Annotated in this window: 21 protein-coding genes; 12 read left to right on the top strand and 9 right to left on the bottom strand. The window is 71.8% G+C overall.

What is annotated here, in order from left to right; all coding sequences use genetic code 11:
• Positions 1-101 precede the first annotated feature (101 nt).
• Entirely contained in the window at positions 102-614 is a 513-nt protein-coding gene (locus tag F4553_RS37105) for a carbohydrate-binding protein (RefSeq protein WP_184845910.1), read from the top strand.
• Between the two features lie 13 nt (positions 615-627).
• On the opposite strand, the gene mgrA is transcribed toward F4553_RS37105, so the two are convergent.
• The 4 genes from mgrA to F4553_RS37125 all read right to left on the bottom strand — a co-directional run bounded on the left by mgrA (position 628) and on the right by F4553_RS37125 (position 4,846).
• A complete protein-coding gene (mgrA, locus tag F4553_RS37110; RefSeq protein ID WP_312875536.1) occupies positions 628-1,602 on the bottom strand; it encodes an L-glyceraldehyde 3-phosphate reductase in 975 nt (324 codons plus the stop codon).
• A 60-nt stretch (positions 1,603-1,662) separates the two neighbouring features.
• Positions 1,663-2,472: an ABC transporter permease gene (locus tag F4553_RS37115; RefSeq protein WP_246467591.1), complete on the bottom strand. Its 810-nt coding sequence runs from the start codon at positions 2,470-2,472 to the stop codon at positions 1,663-1,665.
• Entirely contained in the window at positions 2,469-3,464 is a 996-nt protein-coding gene (locus tag F4553_RS37120) for an ABC transporter ATP-binding protein (protein ID WP_246467593.1), read from the bottom strand. Before F4553_RS37120 ends, F4553_RS37115 begins: the two co-directional genes overlap by 4 nt.
• A gap of 98 nt (positions 3,465-3,562) precedes the next feature.
• Complete coding sequence (locus F4553_RS37125; protein WP_184845914.1) at positions 3,563-4,846, bottom strand: SGNH/GDSL hydrolase family protein; 1,284 nt, start codon at positions 4,844-4,846, stop codon at positions 3,563-3,565.
• Positions 4,847-5,030: 184 nt separating this feature from the next.
• On the opposite strand from F4553_RS37125, the gene F4553_RS37130 reads away from it, so the two are divergent.
• From F4553_RS37130 to F4553_RS37155, 6 genes are read left to right on the top strand one after another with little or no spacing between them, the layout of a single operon-like run.
• The gene (locus tag F4553_RS37130; RefSeq protein ID WP_184845916.1) at positions 5,031-6,839 is read left to right on the top strand and encodes a fatty acyl-AMP ligase; all 1,809 of its coding nucleotides are present in this window, start codon (positions 5,031-5,033) and stop codon (positions 6,837-6,839) included.
• The gene (locus F4553_RS37135; protein ID WP_221470630.1) at positions 6,796-7,068 is read left to right on the top strand and encodes an acyl carrier protein; all 273 of its coding nucleotides are present in this window, start codon (positions 6,796-6,798) and stop codon (positions 7,066-7,068) included. The genes F4553_RS37130 and F4553_RS37135 overlap by 44 nt, the downstream gene beginning before the upstream one ends.
• Positions 7,065-7,991 (top strand): 3-oxoacyl-[acyl-carrier-protein] synthase III C-terminal domain-containing protein, encoded by a 927-nt coding sequence (locus tag F4553_RS37140; protein WP_184845918.1) that lies wholly within the window; start codon positions 7,065-7,067, stop codon positions 7,989-7,991. The genes F4553_RS37135 and F4553_RS37140 overlap by 4 nt, the downstream gene beginning before the upstream one ends.
• Positions 7,992-8,016: 25 nt before the next feature.
• Positions 8,017-9,381 (top strand): preATP grasp domain-containing protein, encoded by a 1,365-nt coding sequence (locus F4553_RS37145; RefSeq protein ID WP_184845920.1) that lies wholly within the window; start codon positions 8,017-8,019, stop codon positions 9,379-9,381.
• A complete protein-coding gene (locus tag F4553_RS37150; RefSeq protein ID WP_184845922.1) occupies positions 9,374-10,636 on the top strand; it encodes a type III PLP-dependent enzyme in 1,263 nt (420 codons plus the stop codon). Before F4553_RS37145 ends, F4553_RS37150 begins: the two co-directional genes overlap by 8 nt.
• A gap of 8 nt (positions 10,637-10,644) precedes the next feature.
• Positions 10,645-11,442, top strand: coding sequence for a hypothetical protein (locus F4553_RS37155; RefSeq protein ID WP_184845924.1), 798 nt, complete (start codon positions 10,645-10,647; stop codon positions 11,440-11,442).
• 70 nt (positions 11,443-11,512) lie between these two features.
• Here the strand turns inward: F4553_RS37155 and F4553_RS37160 are convergent, their stop codons facing one another.
• On the bottom strand, positions 11,513-12,346 hold the full coding sequence (locus F4553_RS37160; protein ID WP_184845926.1) for a sulfotransferase family protein: 834 nt from the start codon (positions 12,344-12,346) through the stop codon (positions 11,513-11,515).
• A 61-nt stretch (positions 12,347-12,407) separates the two neighbouring features.
• On the opposite strand from F4553_RS37160, the gene F4553_RS37165 reads away from it, so the two are divergent.
• Positions 12,408-13,313, top strand: a complete 906-nt coding sequence (locus F4553_RS37165) for a sulfotransferase (protein WP_184845928.1) — start codon at positions 12,408-12,410, stop codon at positions 13,311-13,313.
• On the opposite strand, the gene F4553_RS37170 is transcribed toward F4553_RS37165, so the two are convergent.
• The gene (locus F4553_RS37170) at positions 13,267-15,078 is read right to left on the bottom strand and encodes a condensation domain-containing protein (RefSeq protein ID WP_184845930.1); all 1,812 of its coding nucleotides are present in this window, start codon (positions 15,076-15,078) and stop codon (positions 13,267-13,269) included. The two genes, F4553_RS37165 and F4553_RS37170, sit on opposite strands and share 47 nt — an antisense overlap.
• A complete protein-coding gene (locus tag F4553_RS37175; RefSeq protein WP_184845932.1) occupies positions 15,068-15,916 on the bottom strand; it encodes an SDR family oxidoreductase in 849 nt (282 codons plus the stop codon). The genes F4553_RS37170 and F4553_RS37175 overlap by 11 nt, the downstream gene beginning before the upstream one ends.
• Before the next feature lie 125 nt (positions 15,917-16,041).
• Between F4553_RS37175 and F4553_RS37180 the strand changes: the two genes are divergently transcribed.
• Genes F4553_RS37180 through F4553_RS37195 form a run of 4 tightly spaced genes read left to right on the top strand, consistent with a single transcriptional unit; the run spans position 16,042 to position 18,083 of the window.
• Positions 16,042-16,299, top strand: a complete 258-nt coding sequence (locus F4553_RS37180; RefSeq protein ID WP_184845934.1) for an acyl carrier protein — start codon at positions 16,042-16,044, stop codon at positions 16,297-16,299.
• Positions 16,296-16,667 carry a holo-ACP synthase gene (acpS, locus tag F4553_RS37185; RefSeq protein ID WP_221470631.1) on the top strand — a complete coding sequence of 124 codons (372 nt, stop codon included), beginning with the start codon at positions 16,296-16,298 and terminating at the stop codon, positions 16,665-16,667. The genes F4553_RS37180 and acpS overlap by 4 nt, the downstream gene beginning before the upstream one ends.
• 4 nt (positions 16,668-16,671) lie before the next feature.
• Positions 16,672-17,859: a cytochrome P450 gene (locus tag F4553_RS37190; RefSeq protein ID WP_312875537.1), complete on the top strand. Its 1,188-nt coding sequence runs from the start codon at positions 16,672-16,674 to the stop codon at positions 17,857-17,859.
• Positions 17,856-18,083: a ferredoxin gene (locus F4553_RS37195; protein WP_312875538.1), complete on the top strand. Its 228-nt coding sequence runs from the start codon at positions 17,856-17,858 to the stop codon at positions 18,081-18,083. Before F4553_RS37190 ends, F4553_RS37195 begins: the two co-directional genes overlap by 4 nt.
• A 420-nt stretch (positions 18,084-18,503) precedes the next feature.
• Here F4553_RS37195 and F4553_RS37200 read toward each other — a convergent pair whose 3' ends face one another.
• Both F4553_RS37200 and F4553_RS37205 read right to left on the bottom strand, forming a co-directional pair.
• On the bottom strand, positions 18,504-19,673 hold the full coding sequence (locus tag F4553_RS37200; protein WP_184845938.1) for a glycosyltransferase: 1,170 nt from the start codon (positions 19,671-19,673) through the stop codon (positions 18,504-18,506).
• Positions 19,670-21,583: a condensation domain-containing protein gene (locus F4553_RS37205; RefSeq protein WP_184845940.1), complete on the bottom strand. Its 1,914-nt coding sequence runs from the start codon at positions 21,581-21,583 to the stop codon at positions 19,670-19,672. The genes F4553_RS37200 and F4553_RS37205 overlap by 4 nt, the downstream gene beginning before the upstream one ends.
• Positions 21,584-21,685 lie beyond the last annotated feature (102 nt).

Genomic DNA, 21,685 nt, shown 5'->3' on the forward strand with positions numbered 1-21,685 from the left:
GCCCGCGGTGACCAGCCACTCGCCGGTCTCCCGGTCGTCGAGCCCCTCCACGCGCCTTGACGTGATGCTCGTCGATGGACTACAGAGGAACGATGAGACGAATGTCGATCGGTCGAGCCTCCGTCGTCGCGCTCGCCGCCATGGTGCTCGGGCTCCTGCCGGCCACCGGAGCGGCGGCTGCCCCGATCATGTTCCAGGCGGAGAACGCCACGATCAGCGGCGGAGCCGTCGCATCCGACCACAGCGGCTACACCGGCACCGGATTCGTCGACTACAACAGCGCGGCCGGCTCCTACGTGCAGTTCGCGACGAGCACCGGGATCGCCGGCTCGATGTATATCGGCTTCCGCTATGCCAACGGCTCGGCGACGAACCGGCCCATGGACATCACCGTCAACGGCGTGCTGGTCGCCCGCAACCTGGCGTTCGGCAGCACCACGAGCTGGGACGTGTGGCAGAGCACGGCGTTGAGCGTTTCCGTCCTCGCCGGTCCGATCGTCATCCGGGCGACCGCCGCCACGGGAGCGGGCGGTCCGAACCTCGACTCGCTGACCTTCGAGATCAGGCCGATCCCGCCGTCCGGGGCTACGGGCGGGGCGTCCGCCCGACCGTAGCCCCGGACAGCGCTCAGCCGAGGATCTTCTCGATCTCGGCGAGCTCGGCGTCGTCGAAGCCGAGGTTGTTCAGCGCGGCGACGTTGTTCTCGAGCTGGCCGACGCTCGACGCGCCGATGATGAGGCTGGTCATGCGGGGGTCGCGCAGGGCCCACGCCAGCGCGAGCTGCGCCAGCGACTGCCCGCGCCCGGCCGCTATCGCGCCCAGGGCGACGACCTTCGCCATCATCTCCTCGCTCAGCGCGGATTCGTTCAGGAAGTGGCTGGTCGCGATCCGGGAGTCGGCGGGTACGCCCTTCAGGTACCGATCCGTGAGCAGCCCCTGAGCGAGCGGCGAGAAGGCGATGGCACCGGCACCGGCGGTCTCGAGTGCGTCGAGCAGCCCGTCGCCCTCCAGCCAGCGGTTGACCATGGAGTAGGACGGCTGGTTGATGAGCAGCGGGATCCGGTGCTCGGCGAGGATCGCCGCCGCCCGGGCCGACTGCTCGGCGTTGTAGTTGGAGATGCCGACGTAGAGCGCCTTGCCCGAGGTGACGGCCGAGGCGAGCGCCCCCATCGTCTCCTCCAGCGGCGTCTCCGGGTCGAACCGGTGCGAGTAGAAGATGTCGACGTAGTCGAGGCCGAGGCGGCGCAGCGACTGGTCGAGCGACGCGGTGAGGTATTTCCGCGAGCCCCACTCGCCGTAGGGACCCTCCCACATGTAGTAGCCGGCCTTCGTGGAGATGATCAGCTCGTCGCGGTGGCCGTGCAGCTCGGTGGCGAGGATCCGGCCGAAGTTCTCCTCGGCGGAGCCGGCCGGCGGGCCGTAGTTGTTGGCGAGGTCGAAGTGGGTGACGCCGAGGTCGAAGGCACGCCGTGCGATCGCCGCCTGGGTCTCCAGGGGGCGGGCATGCCCGAAGTTGTGCCAGAGGCCCAGCGAGATGGCCGGCAGCAGGAGGCCGCTGCGCCCGGCGCGGCGGTAGGTCATGGAGTCGTAGCGATCGGTCACGCGGCCACCCTAACCAAGGTCACCCCGCTCCCGCCGCCGGACCGGTCGAATCCCGGACTGTCAGCTGAGGGCGCGCCGGTTGAAGCCGAGGATTCCCAGCGCGCTGAACAGGAGCGAGAACCCGACCAGCGCCGCCGCGGCCACCGCCGGAGGCAGGTGCACGATCTCCGGGACCATCGCCGCCCGGACCCCCTCCGCGCAGTAGGTCAGCGGGTTCAGCGACGTGATCACCTGGAACCACCGCATCGAGTCCAGCGACGACCACGGGTACTGCACGGCCCCGGTGAACATGATCGGCGTGATGATCAGCCCGAACATGATGTTGATCCGGTGGGGCGGGACGAAGGTGCCGATGGTCATGCCGACCCCGCCGCCCGCCCAGGAGCCCAGGACGAGCATCGCGATCAGCAGCGGCAACCCCTGCGGATGCCACGGCGCCGTACCGATGATGAGCGCGCCGACCGGGTAGATGATGGCGGCCGAGACCATGCCCCGCAGCATCGCCACGACCAGCTTCTCCACCGCGACGAGACTGGTCGGCAGCGGGGCGAGCAGCCGGTCCTCGATCTCCTTGGTGAAGCCGAACTCCATCACCAGCGGCAGGGCGACGCTCTGCAGCGCGGCGAGGAAGGTCGAGAGCGCGACGATCCCCGGCAGCAGCGTGTGGCCGTAATCTCCGGCGACGACCTGCATGGAGCCGAGGACCTTGGCGAAGATGAAGAGCATGAACAGCGGCGCGATGGCGACCTGGATCAGCAGGACCCAGAACTCCTTGCCGGTGACGAAGACATCGCGCCAGAGGATCGCCCGGAAGGCCAGCCAGGCCGAGGCGGCGGGCGAGACCGGGGGCGCGGGGTGCAGCGCGGTCAACGCAGGTCCCTTCCGGTGAGCTCGATGAAGACGTCGCCGAGGCTGCCCTGGGCGACGCGCACGTCGGTGACGACGGCCGCGCGGTCGGCCATCGCCGTCACCACGGAGCCGATCAGCTCCGGTGGTTCGCTGCTCAGGTGCAGCCGCAGGCGCAGCCCGTCCGGGTCGCCGCCGGGTCCGGCGTCGATGCGGGAGCCGCTCGACACCCCCTCGATCTTGAGCAGGACCTCCAGCAGCGACTCCGCGGTCGGGGCGATGGCCCCCGCGGCCGGGATCACGGCGAGCTCCAGGGTCGAGCCGCCGGTCAGCTCCCGGGTCAGCGCCGTCGGCGTGTCCAGGGCGAGGAGCCTGCCGTGGTCGACGATGCCGACGCGGTCGCAGAGCGCGGCGGCCTCGGACATGTCATGGGTGGTGAGCACGATGGTGACATCACGCGCGCGCAGCTCGCGGATCCGTTCCCAGACGAAGAGCTTGCTCTGCGGATCGAGGCCCGTGGCCGGTTCGTCGAGGAAGAGCACCTTCGGCTCGTGGATCAGCGCGCGGGCGATCATCAGTCGCTGCGCCATGCCGCCGGAGTACCAGGCGACCTTGTCGTCGGCGCGCTCGGTGAGCCCGAACTGGTCGAGCAGGTCCACGGCGCGCGCTCGCCGCTCGGCCCGGCCGACGCCGTGATAGGCGGCGTGGAAGGTGAGGTTCTGCCGGGGGGTCAGGGAGCGGTCGAGGGTGCTCGACTGCGGCACCACGGCGAGCAGGGACCGGGCCGCGACCGGGTTGCGCAGGACGTCGACCCCGGCCAGGCGGACCTCGCCCGAGGTGGCCCGGACCCGGGTGGTGAGGATGCCGACGGTGGTGCTCTTGCCCGCGCCGTTGGGTCCGAGCAGGCCGAAGACCTCACCTGTCCGCACCTGGAACGACAGCCCGTCGACGGCGTTGACCTTCCGCTTCGGATAGCGTTTGACCAGGTCGCGGACTTCCAGGGCGGCGTCACTCAACGACTTGCTCCCTCGGGCTGGCCGTGGCGGAACGGCGTACTCACCGTGAGGCATCCATGGTGCCAGATGAGTACGCCGTTGCCGCACGATGTTTCGTCTCAGCCGAACAGGCGCAGCGGAATCGCGTTGCCCATCGCGGTGTAACCGGCCGGGTTGGGGTGGATGTGGTCACCGCTGTCCCACTCGGCCTTCAGCTTCGTCGGCTGGGCGGGGTCCTTCATGACGGCGTCGAAGTCCATGACACCGTTGAAGTCGTTGCTGCCCAGCAGCCAGGTGTTGACCGCCTGCCGGGTCGCCTCCTTCTCCGGCGACCAGTTGACGTAGCCCTCGAACGGCGTCATGGTGCAGCCGATCGCGATCAGGCCGCGCTCGCGTACCTGGAGGGCCGCCTGCTTGAGCCCGGCGATGACGCGCTCGGCAGGGTCGTTGGAGAGCTGGATGTCGTTGATGCCGAGGCACACGAAGGCGGCACGGACGGCGGCCTGACCGAAGATGTCGCGGTCGAGCCGGGCCAGGCCGTTGACGCCGAGCCCAGGCGAGCCCGCCGCGCCGACCTCGGAGCCGTCGTGGGTGAGCTGGTTGCCGCCGATGCCCTCGTTGAGGACGCCGAGCTCGAACGGTCCGAGCGGCTTCTCCGCCTGGAGCCGCTCGGCGAGCCGGTCGCTCCAGCGGGTGTAGCCGTTGAACTGCGAGAACGCGCCATCCACGATGGAGTCGCCGAGGACGACGATCGAGCCCAGCGCCTTCCACGTCTGCACATCCACCCCGGTGAGGAAGTAGATGTTGGTGCGTACCACGGTGAATCCGGTGCCGACGGCCGTGGCCGCCTGATCGCCGGCGCCCACGTAGGTCTGGGCCGACGCGACGTTGTGGAACGTCGGCGGCCCGGTGGGGGTCGGCAGGTGGCTCGTGACGACCAGCTCCTGCAGTGCGGCGACGGTCATCGCGATCGGATCGCTGACGATCTCGGCGCCCTTGGGCACCAGGGTCGTCGGGCTGCCGCCGAAGGTCACCTCGCGGATGGTCGCGCTGTCGACGTCGGTCCGCTCGGGGGTGGCGGCGTTCGGCAGCGCGACGGTGGTGTGCCCGATGGTGATGTGGCGGTCGCCGAAGGTGTTGGCGAACCGGAGCCGAACGCTGTCGCCACTGATCGACGTACGCACGATCGAGCGGACCGACTGGTCGTTGAATCCGGCGAACGGCGCCGGGTTGGCCGGTCCGGGGACCGACGACGCCGCACTCCAGGAGCCCACCCACTGCTTGAGGCCGAAGGCGGGAGCCGCGGAGCTGTTCGTGGCACCGGCACTCACGATCGTGGTCATGATCGAGACTGCGAGCGCCGTGATGATGGCGGGCCGGAGCCCGCGGGAGCGTAATGTCACGTACTCAAATAGATACACTAAGCGATCATCATCGCTTCCACCTATTGGACGGCGTGACTCGGCCGTGCGGCTGGGGATTCGCCCTCGGGGGAGGAGGATGAGTTAAAGATTTATTCGTTTAGTTTGATCTATGTTAATGATAGCGTGTCCACCGTAACCGCCTGACCGGAGGGGGAGTGGGCAGGTGTCTGCACAGGTCACCGTTGCGGCGGTGCTGCGTCGGCATGCCGTCGAGCGCGCCGATCGGTCGGCGCTCATCTATGCGGCGGACCCGGCCGTGGCGACCGCCGACATCGCGCTGACCTACGCCGATCTCGACCGTGCCGCGCAGCGCCTCGCCGTCTGGCTGCGCGCCCGGATGCCCGCCGGATCCCGGGCGATGCTGCTCTACCCGCCCGGTCTGGGGTTCGCCGTCGCCTTCGTCGGCTGCCTCTACGCCGACGTGATCGCCGTGCCCGTGCCGATGCCCGCCGCCGGGATCCGCCAGCGCGACCAGCAGGCCACCGGCATCGCCCGCGACGCCGGGATCGCCGTCGCGCTCACCGAGTCGGCGAGCCTGCCCACCGTCACCGCCTGGCGCGACGCCGCCGGCCTGGCCGACGTGCTCTGCGCGGCCACTGACGCGCTCGACGACGCTGCGGACGCGCCGCCGTGGACTCCGCCGGACGCCGACGCCGCCTCGCCGGTCATGCTGCAGTACACGTCGGGCTCGACCGGTGACCCCAAGGGCGTGGTCATCACCCACCACAACGTGCTGGCGCAGGTCGCGATGACCCGCCGCGTCATGGCCGCGAGCGAGCAGTCCCGCTTCGGCGGCTGGCTGCCCATGCACCACGACATGGGCATGATCGTCCAGCTGCTCCAGCCGCTCGTCCTCGGCGCCACCAGCGTCTTCATGTCGCCCTTCGAGTTCCTCAAGCGCCCCGTGCGGTGGCTGCAGCTCATCGAGCGCCACCGGGTGGACATCTCCCTCGCCCCGCACTTCGCCTACGAGGTCTGCGCCCGGCACGTCACCGACGCCCAGGTCGCCGGGCTGGACCTGAGCTGCTGGACGGTGGCGGGGATCGGCGCCGAAGCGGTGCGGGCCCGGACCCTGGACGCGTTCTCCGAGCGCTTCGGCCCGGCCGGCTTCCGCCGCGAGGCGCTGACCGTCGGCTACGGCATGGCCGAGGCGACCGTCTACGCCTCCGTGGGCGCCCGGGGCATCGCACCGACGGTCCACGCCGTCGACGGGGACCTGCTGGAGCGCAACGAGTTCAGGCCCGTGCCCGCGACCCGGGACACCCCGACGATCGTCAGCTGCGGCAACCCGTGCGAGATGGAGATCATCGTCGTCGACCCGGCCACCTCGACCCCCCTGCCCGAGGGCGGGGTCGGCGAGGTGTGGCTGCGCGGCGACGGCGTCGCCGGCGGCTACTGGGGCGCGGCCGCCGCCACCGCCGCCACCTTCGGCGGGACGCTGGCTGGCGGCGAGAGCGGCTACCTGCGGACCGGTGATCTGGGCGCCGTGCACGGCGGCGAGCTCTACATCACCGGCCGGCTCAAGGACCTGCTCATCGTGCGCGGCCGCAACCTGCACCCGCAGGACATCGAGGACGAGGTCCGATCGCTGCACGAGGCCCTGCACACCCGCTACGGCGCGGTCGTCGCGGTGCCCGGCCAGCCGCAGGGCGAGCACGTGGTGATCCTCCAGGAGTGCTCCGGCGAGCTCGCCGGGGACACCGAGCGGCTCGCCGAGCTGGTCGGGCTCATCCGCGACCACGCCGCCAACCAGATCGGCTTCCACGCCGCCGCCGTGGTCCTGCTGCGCCCCGGCGGGGTGTCACGGACCGCCAGCGGCAAGGTCCAGCGGGCGCTCATGCGCGAACACTTCATGAACGCAGCCCTCGATCCGCTCCACGAGGAGCTCGACCCCGAGCTCCGCCGCCAATACCGAAAGGACAACGCCGGTGGACGTTACGGCCGACCTGCAGTCGTTCACGGCGCTGCGTGACTGGCTCACCGCCCAGGTCGCCGGTTACCTGGACCGGTCGGCCGACCAGATCGACCCGGCCGCGTCCTTCGCCGAGTCCGGCCTGGACTCCATGTACGCGCTGATGCTCTGCGGCGACGTCGAGGACACCTTCGGCCTGCCGATGGAGCCGAAGGTGGCCTGGGACAACCGCAGCATCGACGCGCTCGCCGGCTATCTCGGCGAGCGCCTGGCCCGAGTCCCGTTGTGACGTCGCTGGAATCCGTCGCCGTCTACCTCCCCGAGAACCGGGTCCGCATCGGCACCCTGCGCGAGCAGCTCGGGATGACCGTCCCAGAGATGAAGGTCTTCGAACGCTACTTCGGGCTCGCCGAGGTCCCCCGCGACGAGGGCGATCTGGCCGACCTCCTGCTCGGTGCGATCACCCGGCTGGAGCTCACCCCGCAGCGGGCCGCCCGGATCCGCTACGTCGTCTACGCCAGGTCCATCCCGGTCGTCGCGCCCTACCCGGCGAACCCGCTGCACGACGCCCTGGCCCGGGCGGGGCTGGGTCACGCGGTCGCCTTCGCGGTGACCCAGCACGCCTGCGCCGCCGGGCTGCTCGCCGTCGACCTCGCCGGGCGGCTGCTCGCCGCGACCGGCGATCCGGACGCCCGAGCGCTGGTGCTGACCGGCGAGAAGGCCTTCACCCGGGGCGCGATGCTGGTCCCGCGTACGTCGGTGATGGGCGAGGCGTCGGTGGCGTGCGTGGTACGGGCCGGTGGCGAGCGGGACCGGGTGCTGACCTACGCCGTGGAGCTGCGCGGGGAGTTCGACACGTTCCGGATCTCCGACGAGATGGCCGCCCAGTACCGCGAGGACTACCCGAAGATCCTCGGCGAGGTCATCCAGGCCACGATCGAGCAGGCCGGGCTGCGCCCCGAGGAGATCGCGCTGATCCTGCCGCACAACGTCAACACGATCTCCTGGGAGCGGATCTGCGACCTCATGGGCTTCCCCGTGGAGCGGGTGCTGCTGGAGAACGTGCCGAAGACCGGGCACTGCTTCTGCGGCGACGGATTCCTCAACTACCGGACCGCCGTCGACAGCGGACGGCTGCGGCCGGGCGACCACTACCTGATGATCGGGGTGGGCACGGGTGCCACCTTCGCCGCGATGGTCCTGCAGCACTAGGGCTGCGCAGACAGAGGAGGTTGGGATGGGCGAGGGCTTCACCCGCAGGCTCAAGACGGCGCTCACCGGTGACGCGGCGGCGCGGTTCGTCTTCATCGGCAACGTCGAGGTCGAGCGGCAGTGGGCGGTCGGCGCCATCAGCCTGCCCCGGATGTCGTTCGGCGCCTCCGACGTGGTGGTCAACCGGATGGACGAGCTGGCCATCACCCTCGCCGGTGCCGACGACTACGTGCTGCTCAAGACGGCACCCGACCCGGCCTACCTGAGCTACCTGGCGGAGCTGGGATTCGAGCTGCCGACGGTGGTCGCCGTCGCCGGGCAGGACCCGGGGCGGATGGTCACCGAGGACGCCCTCGCCGACGAGACCGTCATCGAGGAGCTCCGCCGGATCGCGAGCCCCGGCACCTACCTGCTGCCGCACGGGATCTCGGCGCTGGAGGAGGAGCTCGCCCGGCGTACCCGGATAGAGGTGGCGGGACCGTCGGCGGCCGTGTGCCGCGCGGTCAACAGCAAGGTCTACAGCCGTCGCGTCGCCGACGAGCTGGGCCTGCGCCAGCCGCAGGGGTGGGCCTGCGACGACCTGGACGAGTTCGCCGCCGCCGTCACCGCCGCGCACGAGGTACTCGCGGCCGGGCGGCGGGTCGTGGTCAAGGACGCGTTCGGCGTCTCCGGCAAGGGGATCGTGGTCGTGGACGATCCCCGCCGCCTCGACCGGCTGCACCGGATGGTGGTAAAGGAGGTCGAGCGCGACGCCGCGCAGGGCGGACACGGACGGGTCGCGCTGCTCATCGAGGAGTGGGTGGCGAAGGACGTCGACCTGAACTACCAGTTCACCATCGGCACCGGCGGCGGTGTGCACTTCGACTTCGTCAAACGGGCCGTCACCCAGGCAGGTGTCCACAAGGGACATCAGATGCCGTCGGGGCTCGACGGCGCCCAGCTCGAGCAGGTCCACCGGGCCACCGCGCTGCTCGGCGACCGGCTCGCCGCCGACGGCTTCAGCGGCGTGGTCGGGGTGGACGCGATGCTCGACCCCGCGGGCGGCGTCTACCCGGTCACCGAGATCAACGCGCGCAGCAACATGTCGACCTACCAGGCCACGCTCGCCGAGAAGCTGATCGGACCCGACGCCGTCGCGCTCGCCCGCCACTTCGACCTGAAGCTCACCGAGCGGCTGCCCTTCGACCGGCTCCGCGACCGGCTCGGCGGGCTGCTGCTCGACCGCGCGGGCGGTGCCGGGCTCATCGTCAACGCCTTCGCCACCGTCAACGCGGGCGCCACCGAGGACGGCGGGCCCTTCACCGGCCGCCTCTACGGCGTGCTCGTCGCGGACTCGGCGGCCGAACTAGAGAAGATCGACACGCAGATCGAGGGAGCCATCCATGAGTGAGCTGACGATCCAGGGCATCGGGATCACCGCCCTGGCGCAGACCTACGGGACGCCGCTGTTCGTCTACGACGGCGACGTGCTGCGGCGGCAGTTCCAGCAGCTCCGCGACGTGCTCGACACCCGGGTCGAGATGTTCTACTCGCTCAAGGCCAACCCCAACGTCTCCATCTGCGCGCTGCTGCACTCGCTCGGCGCCCGCGCGGAGGTGTCGTCCATCGTGGAGCTGATGACCGCCCGGCGGGCCGGCGTCGACCCGGAGAACATCATCTTCCTCGGCCCCGGCAAGAGCGACGAGGAGCTGGCGGCCTGCCTCGACGAGGGCATCTTCGCCATCGTCTGCGAGTCGTTCGAGGAGCTGGGGCGCATCGACGAACTCGCGGCCGAGCGTGGCCTGACGGCACCGGTCGCGCTGCGGGTCAACCCGAGCTTCACCACCACCGGTGCCGGGCTCACCATGTCGGGCAAGCCGCGCCAGTTCGGCATCGACGGCGACCAGCTCCTCGCCGCCACCGACCTCGTCGCCCGGCACCCGCACGTGCGCTTCCTGGGGGTGCAGGTCTACCTGGGCACGCGCATCCTCAAGGAGTCCGACATCGTCGACAACACGGCGCGGATCCTGGAGCTGGCGCAGGAGCTGTCCGACCGGCTCGGCATCGCGCTGGACCTCGTCGATGTCGGCGGCGGGCTCGGGGTGGCGTACTTCGCCAAGGAGACCGACCTCGACCACGAGGTGCTCGCGGCCGGGCTCAACCCGCTCTTCGCCGCCTTCGCCGACGCCCACCCCGGGACCCGGCTCGCGATGGAGCTGGGCCGCTACCTCGCCGCGCACAGCGGCACCTACGTCGCGCGGGTGCGCTATGTGAAGACGTCGATGGGGGAGAAGTACGCGGTCACCGACGGCGGCACCAACCACCACATGGCGGCCGTCGGCATCGGCTCCTTCGTCAAGCGCAACTTCCCGATGGCGCTGCTCAACCGCATCGACGAGGACGCCGACGAGACGTGGCAGGTCTGCGGGCCGCTCTGCACCCCCAACGACCAGCTCGGCAAGGACGTGCCGCTGCCGGCGGTGCGCCCCGGCGACCTGTTCGGGGTGCTGCGCTCGGGCGCCTACGGGCCGACCGCGTCACCGGGACTGTTCCTCAGCCACGGCTACCCCGCCGAGGTGCTCGTCGACGAGGGCGTCGACCATCTGGTCCGGGAGCGGGACCGCCCGGCCGACCTGATGCGCCCGCAGCGCCTCTACAAGGAGTAGGAACCGCGATGTATTTCGCCACACCGCCCAACCCCGGCACGGTGCCGGCGTCGCTGCGGATCGCGGCGGTGCGGCGGCGCTCCTTCACCGGCGAAGGGGAGGGCAGCCCGCGCCTGCAGCAGTACACCGAGGACCTGGCCAGGCCGTACGGTGTCGGCGTACGCGAGGACGTGCTGGCCCGGTCGCACACCTCCTACGCGGCGATGAGCGACGCCATGGTGGCCGACCTGGTACCGGAGGCGTCACCACCGGACCTGATCGTCATCGCCTACACCGTTCCCGAGATCGATCCGCGTCGGTGCGTGACGACCCGCCTCAACCAGCATTCGGCGGGTGACCCGTTCGGCTTCGCCGTCTCCGACCAGGGCACCGCGGCGCCGTTCACGGCACTGGCGCTGATCGGCGAGCACCTGGCGGCCGGCCTGGCCCACCGGGCCGTGCTGATCGTGGTCGAGCAGGGCGACGTGCCCTACGAGACCCCGCCGGGCACGGTCGTTCCCGGGCAGGACACGGCGGTGGCGCTGCTGCTGGAGGCGGCCGGTTCCCACCGGGTGACCGCCCTGCGCCGGCGCACCGGCGTCGCGCTGTCCGATGTGGACGCGATGGTCGCCGCCGAGCTCGCGGCCCTGCCGGACGGGCCGTCGCTGGTCACGGTGATCGGTCCCGACCGGGTGGTGGCGGACATGGTGTGTACGGCACCGTGGTGGACCCTGACCGAGGAGCTGGGTGCGGCGGGCCGGACGGTCGTCGTCGACCACGACCCGGACCTCGGCTACCTGTCGGTCCTCGTCGTCGACACCGAATAGGCCGCCTTCACGTGCTCGATCCCTCCCATAGGACCAACTCTTGAAGAGTTGGTCCTATAGGAGGCGGTGCTCAGCGCCCTTCGGACGCGGTCAGGGGGTAGCCGAAGTGGGCGGCGACCCGGATCAGGTCGGGGTCCTCCAGGTGCTCGGCGTAGGACTCGACCACCTCGTCGCGCGGTGCCAGCCTGCGCCGCGTCCGGCCCCACGGCGCCGGTGCGTGCACCACGTCGTCGAGCATGCCGTGATCCACCGCGCCGACATCGAGGTCCAGGAAGGCGCAGATCGACGCCAGGACGGCGGCCCGGTCGCCGGTGAGGTCCTCGTACCGGATGGGCAGGACCGTCCCGGCGAGGTCGGGCGCGTCGAGGAACGACCCGTTGATGTCGCGCCACGAGTGCAGCGCCGCGACCGTCCGCTCCCGCTTCCAGCGCCCGCCGGAGGTCAGCTCCCACCAGCCCAGCGAGCGCAGCACGGAGATCGGATCGCGGGTCAGGTGGATCACCCGGGCCTCGGGGAAGTAGCCGGTGAACCGGCGGGCGAACGCGGCGCCGTAGCGGACCTCCTTGAAGCCCCAGCGCAGCTCCCCGGCGGGTTCGGAGCCGTCCGGCAGCCGCCGGAACAGGCCGCGGATCATGGCGTGCACCTGCTCGCGGAGCACCGCCTCGGTGGGGGCGAGGTTGGCCATGAAGCCGGATGTGCCCGCCGCCTCGAACTCCTCGCCGGCGAGCGCACCCTGGTCGTTGCTCCAGGCGGCGAAGGTGTCGGCGGCGGCTAGCATCGTGTCGAGGGCACCGCCGTGCTCGCCCCAGATGAAGACGCCTGGGTGCGTGGTGAGGGCGCGCTGGAGCCAGGTGCTGCCGCACCGCTGTCCGGTAGCCAGGATGAGGATGGGGCGTTCGGCCATCCGCACATTGTGATCCGCTACGCCCCTGTCCGCCATCCACGGATCGACATAGGCTGAACCGATGTCGACCCGGGTCCTCTTCGTCAGCGGTTTCCACCGCAGCGGCACCACGCTGGTGACGGCGGCGGCCACCGAATCGACGGGGGGCGCGACGCTGACCGTGGGGCAGCTCGCCCGGCACATCCCCACGCTGGAGCGCTTCCTGCGGGCCGCCGGAGCCCGGCAGAAGGTGCCCGACCGGGGCGTGGACCGGCTGCCGGTCACCGAGTCCACCCCGGAGGAGTACGGCTGGCTCCTGCACCACGTCACCGGCGACTACGGGTTCGGTGAGCGGGCGGCGCGCGACGGCATCCTGGAGTCGCTCGTCGCGGAGATCGCGGCGGAGCCGGGCACCGGGATCGTCATCCTGAAGAACCCGTGGGACACCGGTCGCGAGCGCGAGCTGCTGCGCCAGTTCCCCGACGCCCGCATCCTGCTCGTCCGCCGAGGCTTCGCCTCGATGGAGGAGAGCATGGCGCGGGCCTGGGAGCGGTACGTCACCTCCAGCGGCTACCTGCGCGCGCTGATGGGGGACCGCACCGCCGCCGCGCAGCTCCTCGGTGTGCTGATGGACCCGGCCAAGCGGGCGGCGATGGTGGCGCGGTCGCGGTGGCGGGTCCGGCGCAGCGCGCTGCGCCTCGCCTTCACCGTGGCGAGCCTGCCGCCCGACCGGGTCGCCTACCTCTCCTACGACGAGCTGCGGGCCGATCCCGGGTCCGGGGCGGCGTGGGCGGCACATGTGCTCGACCCGGCGGCGTTCGCGGCCTCGCTGGCGGCCCATACGTTCCCGGAGTACAACCGGGAGGGCGGTGGGGACCGGGTGGTCCGCCTGCTCGACGCGCTGCTGGAGCGGGCCTGGCGCCGGGCCCGCCGTCGCCAGGTCAGGGCGGGTCTGCTGGCGCCGCCGGCCGGCCGTCCCCGGAGCTGAGCACCTCCCGGCCCCGCCAGGCGCGGTCATCGTCCACGTCGGACGGTGCATCGGCGCAGAGGACGTAGCGGCCGGGGGCGATCGTCGTGTAGGCGAGGTAGTCCAGCGCGGCGGGCCCCGGCAGCGCCGCCACGCAGAGCTCATGGGCTTTCTCCGGGCTGTCCGCCGGGCCGCCCGCGACGTAGGCCACGAGGACCGCAGTGCCGTCCGGCGCCGGCTCGACGAGGACCGTGGTCACCGCCGGTTTCAGTGCGTCGGCGACGAGCCTGCGAGCCTGGGCCAGCTCGATCCAGCAGCCGTCGACGTAGTGCCAGCCGGGTCCGCGCGCAACGGGTTCCACGCCGGTGCACTCGGTCAGCTCCGCCAGGTCGACATCGGTGTCGGCGGCGGCGATCAGCAGCGCCTCGATGCCCCGGGACAGCATCTCCAGGTCCGCGGCGGGCACCCACCGCACGGAGGCGGTCGCGAGGCGGAAGGTCAGCGCGGTGGCGTCGAGGCGGAACATCCGGAAGTTGAGCAGCTGCGGTACGCGTTCCCAGGATGTCCACTTGGTGCTGGTCAGCGCTGCCGCCGCGGGGATGCCGGACAGGTCGGCCGGGGTCGGGTCGACGGTGTGGTTGCCGAGGGCGTGGTGGATGTTGTTGACGACGATGTCGCGGGCGAAGGCGACGCCGCGCTGGGCGTACACCTCCTGGGAGAGCTCGTTGAGCGCGGCCACGTCGACGACGGAGTGGCGCGCGGCACCGAGCGACGCGTTGCCGGTGCGCCGGGCGAGATCGTCGAAGCCGGCGGCGTCGGTCTCGACCTGGACCAGGCTCGGCCCGGCGATCGTGCCGACGTAACCGTGCAGGTGCCGCCCGAGCCGGTTGCCGACCAGGGAGATGAAGGCGCAGCGGGGATGGCCGGTCCGCCGGGCCAGAACGGCGACGAACGCGGCGACCACGACCATGGTCGGGCTGACCCCGGTCCGCTGGGCGATGTGCGGCACGGCGATGGCGGCGGCCGGGCTGCGCAGCTCGAAAGCGGGTGAGCGGCGGTCCGCCGCGCTGCTGCCCGGCGGTGCCCAGTCGGCGGGCGCCCGGGGGGCGAGGGGTACGGCGTAGACGCAGTGGGGCGCGGTGCGGAGCTGCCGTTCCCAGTAGCGCAGGGCGCTGCCGAGCTGTCGCTGCCCGCTCGGTGACCGCTCCCATTCCGCGCGCTCGACCGGCTGCCAGGCGCCGTCGGCGAGCGGCGCGGCGGCGGGGTCGGCGGCGAGCTCGGTGAACCGGCGTCCCGCCAGCGCCGCGCCGCCGATGTCGAGGGCCAGGTGCGAGAAGGTCATGACGCCGGTCCGCACCGTCCCGTCGACCACGAGCAGCCCGATGCGGACGGGCAGCTCCGTCGCCGGGTCGAAGGGCGGGTGGCGCAGCCGGTGGTGCAGGTGGTCCACGGCCGTGTCGTCGTCGACGGTGCGGTCGCCGGTGAACACCTCGACGGGCAGGTCACCGGCACCGAGGACCCGCTGCCGCTGCTCGCCGTCGAGGTCGAAGCAGGTGCGCAGCGATTCGTGGTCGGCGACCAACCGCGACAGGGCGGCCCGGACGTCGTCGACGGTGCGGCCGGGCGGGACGGTGAGCGCCCACTTGTTGACGCCGATCGCCGCCGTGCCGGCCTTGCCGAGCCAGATCAGCACGTTGCGCTGCCCCACGGTCAGCGGTGCCGCCCGCTCGGGCAGGCCGTGGAACGCCACCGGGAAGCTGCCCGCCCGGGCGATCTCAGGCGACATTGCGGGCCGCGGCGTCGGTGGACCGGGCCTGCTCCTGCTGCGCCTCCAACCGGGAGAGCCGGTCCCGCAGCGACTTGCGGATGATCATGTAGGCGTCGCTGCCGAGGGCGAGGCGGCGCGGTGCCGGCTCGCCCGCCGCGGAGTCGATGATCGCCTCCGCCATCAGGCCGACATCGCCGGGCTGGCGCACGGTGCCGTCCTCGATCGCGCGTCGCGCTCGCCCGGCCGGAGTTTCGGCGTACGCCGCCAGTGCTGGACCCGTCTCCCGGCTGCGCGCGGCGAACCCGGTCGGCGCGCTGCCCGGCTCCACGATGGTCACCCCGATGCCGAATCCGGCGACCTCGGTGCCGAGGGAGTCGAAGAAGCCCTCCACACCCCACTTCGACGCGTGGTAGATGCTCATGTTCGGCAGCGCGACCTGCCCGGCGGCGCTGGAGATCTGGACGATCCGGCCGCCGCCCTGCGCCCGCAGGTGTGGCAGCACCGCCCGGGCGAGCTGGATCGGCCCGACGAGGTTGGTCCGCAGCTGCCGGTCGATCTGTTCGTCGGTGACCTCCTCGGCGGCGCCGAAGAGGCCGTAGCCGGCGTTGCTGACGACGACATCGATCCTGCCCAACGCGGCGAAGGCGTCGTCGACGCAGCGGCGGAGCTGGTCGTGGTCGGTGACGTCGAGTCGGCCGGTCCACCACTGCCGCGCGTCGGCGGGAGCGAGGTCGGTGAGGGTCTGCGGGTCGCGTGCGGTGGCGGCGACCCGGTGGCCCCGGGCGAGCAGGCGTTCGCAGAGCGCCCGGCCGAGGCCCGAGGAGGCGCCGGTGACGAACCATGTGTCGGCTGGCATCCGCGAATTTTAGTGCGGCGACAGAGAGCCGTCGATCCCCGTGGTGGCGATGGTTCAGCGGGGCATAGACATATATGCTCGAAGTCGCATCACATTCAAGATCATTTGTGGCAAGGGGAGTCGTCATGGAGCGCAGCGAGATCGTCGCCGTCGTCGAGAGCTCGATCGCCGAGGTGCGCAAGGAGGAGGTCACCGGCCTCACCGAGGAGACCCGCCTCCTGGAGGACCTGCACCTCGACTCCACCTCGATCCTGGAGCTCCTGATGTCCCTGGAGGACGCGCTCAACATCGAGATCGACGCGCAGAGCCTGAGCATGGACGACTTCGCCACCGTCGGCACCCTCGCCGACTACATCACCACGGTCCTGAGCGTCACGGCATGATGCGCCTCGGCGTCGACCTCGTGGCGGTCGACGAGCTCGACCGGCTCATCGAGCGGGCCTGGTTCGTGCGCTACTTCTTCGCCGACGTCGAGATGGCCCACGCCGACACGCTCAGCGGCACCCGCCGCCGGGAGTTCCTCGCCGGGCGGTTCGCCGCCAAGGAAGCCGTGCTCAAGGTGCTCGGCGTCGGGATCTTCGACAGCGTCGTCCCCCGCGACATCGTCGTCGAACGAGGCTCCTCCGGTGCGCCGACCGTCACCCTCGCCGACAGCGCCGCCCTGGCCGCCCAACGCGTGGAGATCGAGCAGGTGAACGTCTCCATCTCGCACAAGCGGGAACTCGTGGCGGCCGTCGCCGCCGGGTGGTGACGCGGTGCTCGAGACCGTCCGCCGCTACCCCTTCGGCGAGCCCGACCGGATGCTGCTGGACCCCGCCTACGCCCGGCTCCAGCGCGATGAGCCACTGGCCCGGGTCCGCATGCCCTACGGCGACCTGGCCCTGCTCGCCACCCGCCACGCCGACGTGCGGGCCGTGCTCGCCGACGCCCGCTTCAGCCGTGCGTTCGGGCGCGACGAGCCGCGGACCGTCGAGCAGCTCACCGACGGCGGCATCTTCTCCCTGGACCCGCCCGAGCACACCCGCATCCGCGGCCTCGTCGTCAAGGCGTTCACCGTCCGCCGGGTCGAGCAGCTCCGGGAGCGCACCGAGCAGCTCGCCGACCGGCTCGTCGACGAGATGATCGCCCACGGCGGGCCGCTGGACCTGGTGGAGCACTTCGCCCTGCCGTTCCCGGTGACGGTGATGTGCGAGCTGCTCGGCGTTCCGGTCGCGGACCGCAAGCGCTTCGGCACCTGGGCCAGTGTCATCGTCGCCACGACCTCGCTGTCCCCGGAGAAGATCGTCGAGTACAGGGCGCGCCTCGGCATCTACATGGGACGGTTGATCGACCGCCGCCGCCGCGAACCCACCGACGCCGACCTGCTCGGCGCCCTCGTCCAGGCCCGCGACGACGACGACCGCCTCACCGAGGACGAGCTGCTGCACCTGTCGGCGACCCTGCTCAGCGTCGGCTTCGAGACCACCTCCGCCGAGATCCCCAACTTCATGTACCTGCTGCTCACCCGGCCCGACCTGCTCCACCGCCTGCGGGCCGAGCCCGAGCTGCTGCCGACCGCCGTCGAGGAGCTGCTGCGCTATTCGCCGATCGCCGCCTTCGCGATGTTCCCCCGCTATGCCCGGGAGGACGTCGAGCTGCCCGGCGGGCCGGTCCGCGCGGGTGAGCCCGTCCTCGTCCACACCGCCGCGGCGAATCGCGATCCCCGGGTCTTCACCGACCCCGACGAGATCGACCTGGCCCGGTCGCCCAACCCGCACCTGGCGCTGGGCCACGGGGTCCACCACTGCCTCGGCGGGCCGCTGGCGCGGATGGAGCTGCGAACCATGCTGGCTACGCTGATCCGGCGCCTGCCGAACCTGCGGCTCGCCGTCACCGCCGAGGAGATCCCATGGAAGACCGGACAGCTGATCCGGGGACCGCAGTCACTGCCGGTGACCTGGTGAATCCCGAGGCCACCTGGCGGGTGCGGGTCAACACCGGCGCCTGCATCGGATCGGGGAGCTGCGTGGGGATCGCACCCCGGCACCTCTTCATGGACAGCTATGTGGCGCTGCCGCTGCGGGAGCTCGTCGAGCCCGACGAGGACCTGCTCGCGGCCGCCGACTCCTGCCCCGCCGAGGCGATCAACGTCATCGACACGGCGACCGGCGAATCTCTGATCCGTTAGACGATCGAGTTCGAAATCCTGGCCGCCCCGGTTTGCGGTGCCCTGTGCGCGAGTAGCGCGGCCGCGGGTCGGTGTGGCCATGACCGTTACTCAGTGTCAACGGACTGGTGGGGTGGCCTGTTCGTGTGCGCGGCGCTTTGCTCTGCTTACACCGGCGCATCACCGGGAATGTCCGGATCTAGTGGTCGATGCGTGGGTGTAAGCAGAGCAAAGCGCCGTGCGAGGTGGTGGTCCCGGAGCGGAGGCGCGTCACTGTCCGCGATGGCGGCCGCCGGCCCGTCACGCTCAGAGCATGTCCACCACGTCCGCGGTCGCCGACACCGCTGCGTGGGTGTAAGCAGAGCAAAGCGCCGTGCGAGGTGGTGGTCCCGGAGCGCAGGCGCGTCACTGTCCGCGATCGCGGCCACCGGCCCGTCACGCTCAGAGCGCGTCCACCACGTCCGCGGTCGCCGACACCGCGTCGATCGGCTGCGACAGCGGCTGCGGCAGGGTCACCCGCCCCCGCGCCAGGACGGCGTCGAGCTGGCGCAGCACCGCATCCGGCTCCCACGACGACTGCGGCAGCCAGTGTGCCAGCGAGACCGCCGCCAGCCGCCGGGCGTTGTCCGGCCGGTCGAACCCGGACGGCAGGATCAGCTGCGGCGTCCCCGACACCAGCGCCCGCGCGCTCACCCCGATCCCGCCGTGGTGGATCACCGCCGCGACCTGCGGGACCACCTCCCGAAAGGGAAGGTGCGGGAACCACCGCACCCCCGACGGCAGCGGGTCGGGCAGCAGCTCCGGGCTGCGGGTCGCGACGATCACCGGCCGCCCGGTGGCGACGGCCGCGGACACCGCAGACCGGTAGAACCGCGCGCTGCTCAGTGCACCCGTGCTCCCCGCGACGAGGACGGCATCGCCGGTCACCGCTTCCGGCAGCGGCCCGGCCGCCGGGCCGTCCTCATCGCCAAGGACAAAACCGGTGAGGTGTACGCCGTCCGGCGCCCGCGCACCGGCCGCGTCGAACCACGCCGGCCAGGTCCCGATCCGGGTGCCCGCGCTGCCCAGCCACGACACCCAGTCCGCGATGCCCGGCAGGCCGAACTCCGCCCGGACCAGGTCCACGCCGGTGCCGAAGATCTCGGCATACTCGGCGGCTGCCCGGTCCAGCACGGCGAGGTGGTGCGGTGACGCGGCGAGGCACACCGCCGGGGCGCCCAGCAGCTCGGCCGCGGTGAGCACCGACAGGCACGACAGGCTCAGTCCTACCAGGACGGTCTCGCCGGGGCGGTGCAGCCGTCGCAGGGCCCGGCACTCGAAGCGGAGCTGGGCACCGAATCCGTGCCGCTCGTAGTAGTCGCGTACGGCGGCGAGGTCGGTCCGCTCGCCGATGCTGTTGAGGTCGGCGACACCGTCGGCCTGGCTGTCCGCGTCGGCGGCGACGGTGTCGACGGCCACGAACCGGATCCCGGCGGCCCGGGTGCGCCGCGAGTAGCGGGCGTGGGTCAGCAGCGCCACCCGGTGCCCGCGCCGCTGCAGCTCCGCCCCGATCCGGATCACCGGCGCGACGTCGCCGTCGGTGCCGTGGGCCACCATCAGGACGGTCGTCACGGGGTGCGGATCAGGTTCAGCAGCGGTTGCGTACCCACCAGGTCGTCGACGGTGATCCCCTCGATGCCGCGCGCGCGGAGCTCGACCAGGAGCTCGGCGACGCGTTCGAACCGCCCACCCGCCAGCGAGTAGGGGAGCGCGAGGTCGATCCGGTCCGCGGCGAGGGCGGGGTGGGCGGCCGCGATCGCCGCGGCGAGGGCGATCTCGGCGTCGCTCTGCGGCAGCAGCGGTTCGTCGGTGCTGCCGGACCCTTCGGCGAGGGTGGTCGCGGCCGACCACGCGGCGTGGTCGTCGCGCTGTGCCGGTGCCGCCGCGACCACGGTGAACAGGTGCGGGGCCAGCACCTGCCGGTGCTCGGGGAGGCGGCCGAGGACCGCGAGCCGCAACCGCCGCAGATCGGTGAGCCGGTCGTCGCCGACGAGGAAGGCGTGCAGCCGCCCGGCCCGGGCGAAGACCGCGCAGTCGGCCACCCCCGCGACCTCGCCCAGCAGGGTGGACACCCCGGCCAGGTCGACCCGGGTGTGGTCGACGGTGACGACGGTGTCGGCCGGACCGGGCGGTCCGACCTCCGCGACCGCCTCGGCGAGCTTGCCCAGTGGCAGGTCGCCCTGGGCGGCGAGGGCCGCCAGCACGGCGGGGAAGAGCGCGACCACCCGTTCGGCGGTGGCGAAGTCGAAGATCTGCTCGCCGCCGATCAGCTCGACGGTGACCCGGCGCCACAGGATCTGCGCCCGCAGGTAGACCCCGTCGAGGGGGCCGGGCAGCAGCTTCGCCCGGTACTCGTCCTCGGGAACGGGCGGGATGTTCGCGGGCAGCACAACGTCGGGCCGCCGGGTCGCGGCCGCCCCGACGCCGAAGATGTTGAGGATCGGCAGGCGTTCCAGCTGGACGCCGCGCTCCAGGCCCACCTCGGCGGCGGCGCGCAGCAGCGTGTTGGGGTCCGCGTGGCTGTGCTGGTAGGCACCGATCGTGGCGGCGGCCACCAGCCCGGCCCAGGCGCTGAAGGTCTGTGCGGGGTCGGCGACGACGTTGATGAGGCTGCGGTCGAGCATCGGGCTGACCGAGCGGCGCAGGTCGCGGTGGCTGCGGTTGTTGGAGGCGATGGTGGCGCAGACCCGGGGCCAGCCGCCGACCCAGGAGAGGATCGCCAGCGCCGTGGCGGTCAGGATGGCGGGCTCGGTGACGCGGAAGGCGGCGGCGAGGTCGCGCACGATCGGCCGGAGGTCCTCGCGCCCCAGGAAGATCGTGAACCGGGAGTCGTCGGGCCGGCCGGGGCGTGCCGTGGTGAAGAGCGTCTCCGGGGCGGTGATCATCGCGCGGCGCCAGTAGTCGAAGGCGCGCTCGTCCCGGCGGCTGCCGGCCGGAGACTGCTCGAAGGCGGCGATGTCGATCGGGTTCCACGCGGGCGGCTCGGTGCCGTCGATGATGGATCCGGTCCGGAAGCCCCGGTGGAAGCAGCCCCGGATGACGATCGAGCCCTCCCGGTCCAGGATCATGCGGTGCACCGCGAGCCGCAGCACCCAGCGGCCGTCGGCCCGGCGCCACGCCGCGACCCGCAGCGGCCAGGCGCCGGTCAGGTCGAAGGGCGCGGTGAGCCATGCCGTCGTCTCGGCCGGTGGCTCCCCGTCGGCCGGGTGGGCCTGCGACACCGAGCGGGGATAGCCGTCCGCGCGCATCGGGTGCACGACCTGGCGGGTGGCCCCGTCGGCGGGTTCGAAGGTGGTCCGGAGCCCCTCGTAGCGCTCCACGATGTCGTCGAGGAGACCGAGCGCGGTCTCGACGGTGGCCTCCGGCGGTGCGATCACGTCGAAGGTCAGGATCATGAAGTAGGTGTTCTTGTCCGGTGCCGCGTTCTGCGTCACCCACGGCAGGTACTGGCCCCAGGTGAGGGGACCGGATCGCTCGTTCATGTGCTCCCCGCGATGACGCTATTCGGGCGCAGTCGGCAACGCCGCAGCGGCAGGGAATAGACTCAATGATGAGTCCGCCAATCGGCGAACCGATTGACGGAC

Origin of the sequence: Allocatelliglobosispora scoriae (genome assembly GCF_014204945.1) — a bacterium.
In the GTDB taxonomy this organism is placed as follows: domain Bacteria; phylum Actinomycetota; class Actinomycetes; order Mycobacteriales; family Micromonosporaceae; genus Allocatelliglobosispora; species Allocatelliglobosispora scoriae.

What these genes read in the sequence shown, in the direction of transcription:
- F4553_RS37105 (WP_184845910.1), top strand. Translation starts at nt 102, where the DNA reads ATGTCGATCGGTCGAGCCTCCGTCGTCGCGCTCGCCGCCATGGTGCTC.
- F4553_RS37145 (WP_184845920.1), top strand. Translation starts at nt 8,017, where the DNA reads ATGGGCGAGGGCTTCACCCGCAGGCTCAAGACGGCGCTCACCGGTGAC.
- F4553_RS37150 (WP_184845922.1), top strand. Translation starts at nt 9,374, where the DNA reads ATGAGTGAGCTGACGATCCAGGGCATCGGGATCACCGCCCTGGCGCAG.
- F4553_RS37155 (WP_184845924.1), top strand. Translation starts at nt 10,645, where the DNA reads ATGTATTTCGCCACACCGCCCAACCCCGGCACGGTGCCGGCGTCGCTG.
- F4553_RS37160 (WP_184845926.1), bottom strand. Translation starts at nt 12,346, where the DNA reads ATGGCCGAACGCCCCATCCTCATCCTGGCTACCGGACAGCGGTGCGGC.
- F4553_RS37165 (WP_184845928.1), top strand. Translation starts at nt 12,408, where the DNA reads ATGTCGACCCGGGTCCTCTTCGTCAGCGGTTTCCACCGCAGCGGCACC.
- F4553_RS37170 (WP_184845930.1), bottom strand. Translation starts at nt 15,078, where the DNA reads ATGTCGCCTGAGATCGCCCGGGCGGGCAGCTTCCCGGTGGCGTTCCAC.
- F4553_RS37175 (WP_184845932.1), bottom strand. Translation starts at nt 15,916, where the DNA reads ATGCCAGCCGACACATGGTTCGTCACCGGCGCCTCCTCGGGCCTCGGC.
- F4553_RS37180 (WP_184845934.1), top strand. Translation starts at nt 16,042, where the DNA reads ATGGAGCGCAGCGAGATCGTCGCCGTCGTCGAGAGCTCGATCGCCGAG.
- acpS (WP_221470631.1), top strand. Translation starts at nt 16,296, where the DNA reads ATGATGCGCCTCGGCGTCGACCTCGTGGCGGTCGACGAGCTCGACCGG.
- F4553_RS37205 (WP_184845940.1), bottom strand. Translation starts at nt 21,583, where the DNA reads ATGAACGAGCGATCCGGTCCCCTCACCTGGGGCCAGTACCTGCCGTGG.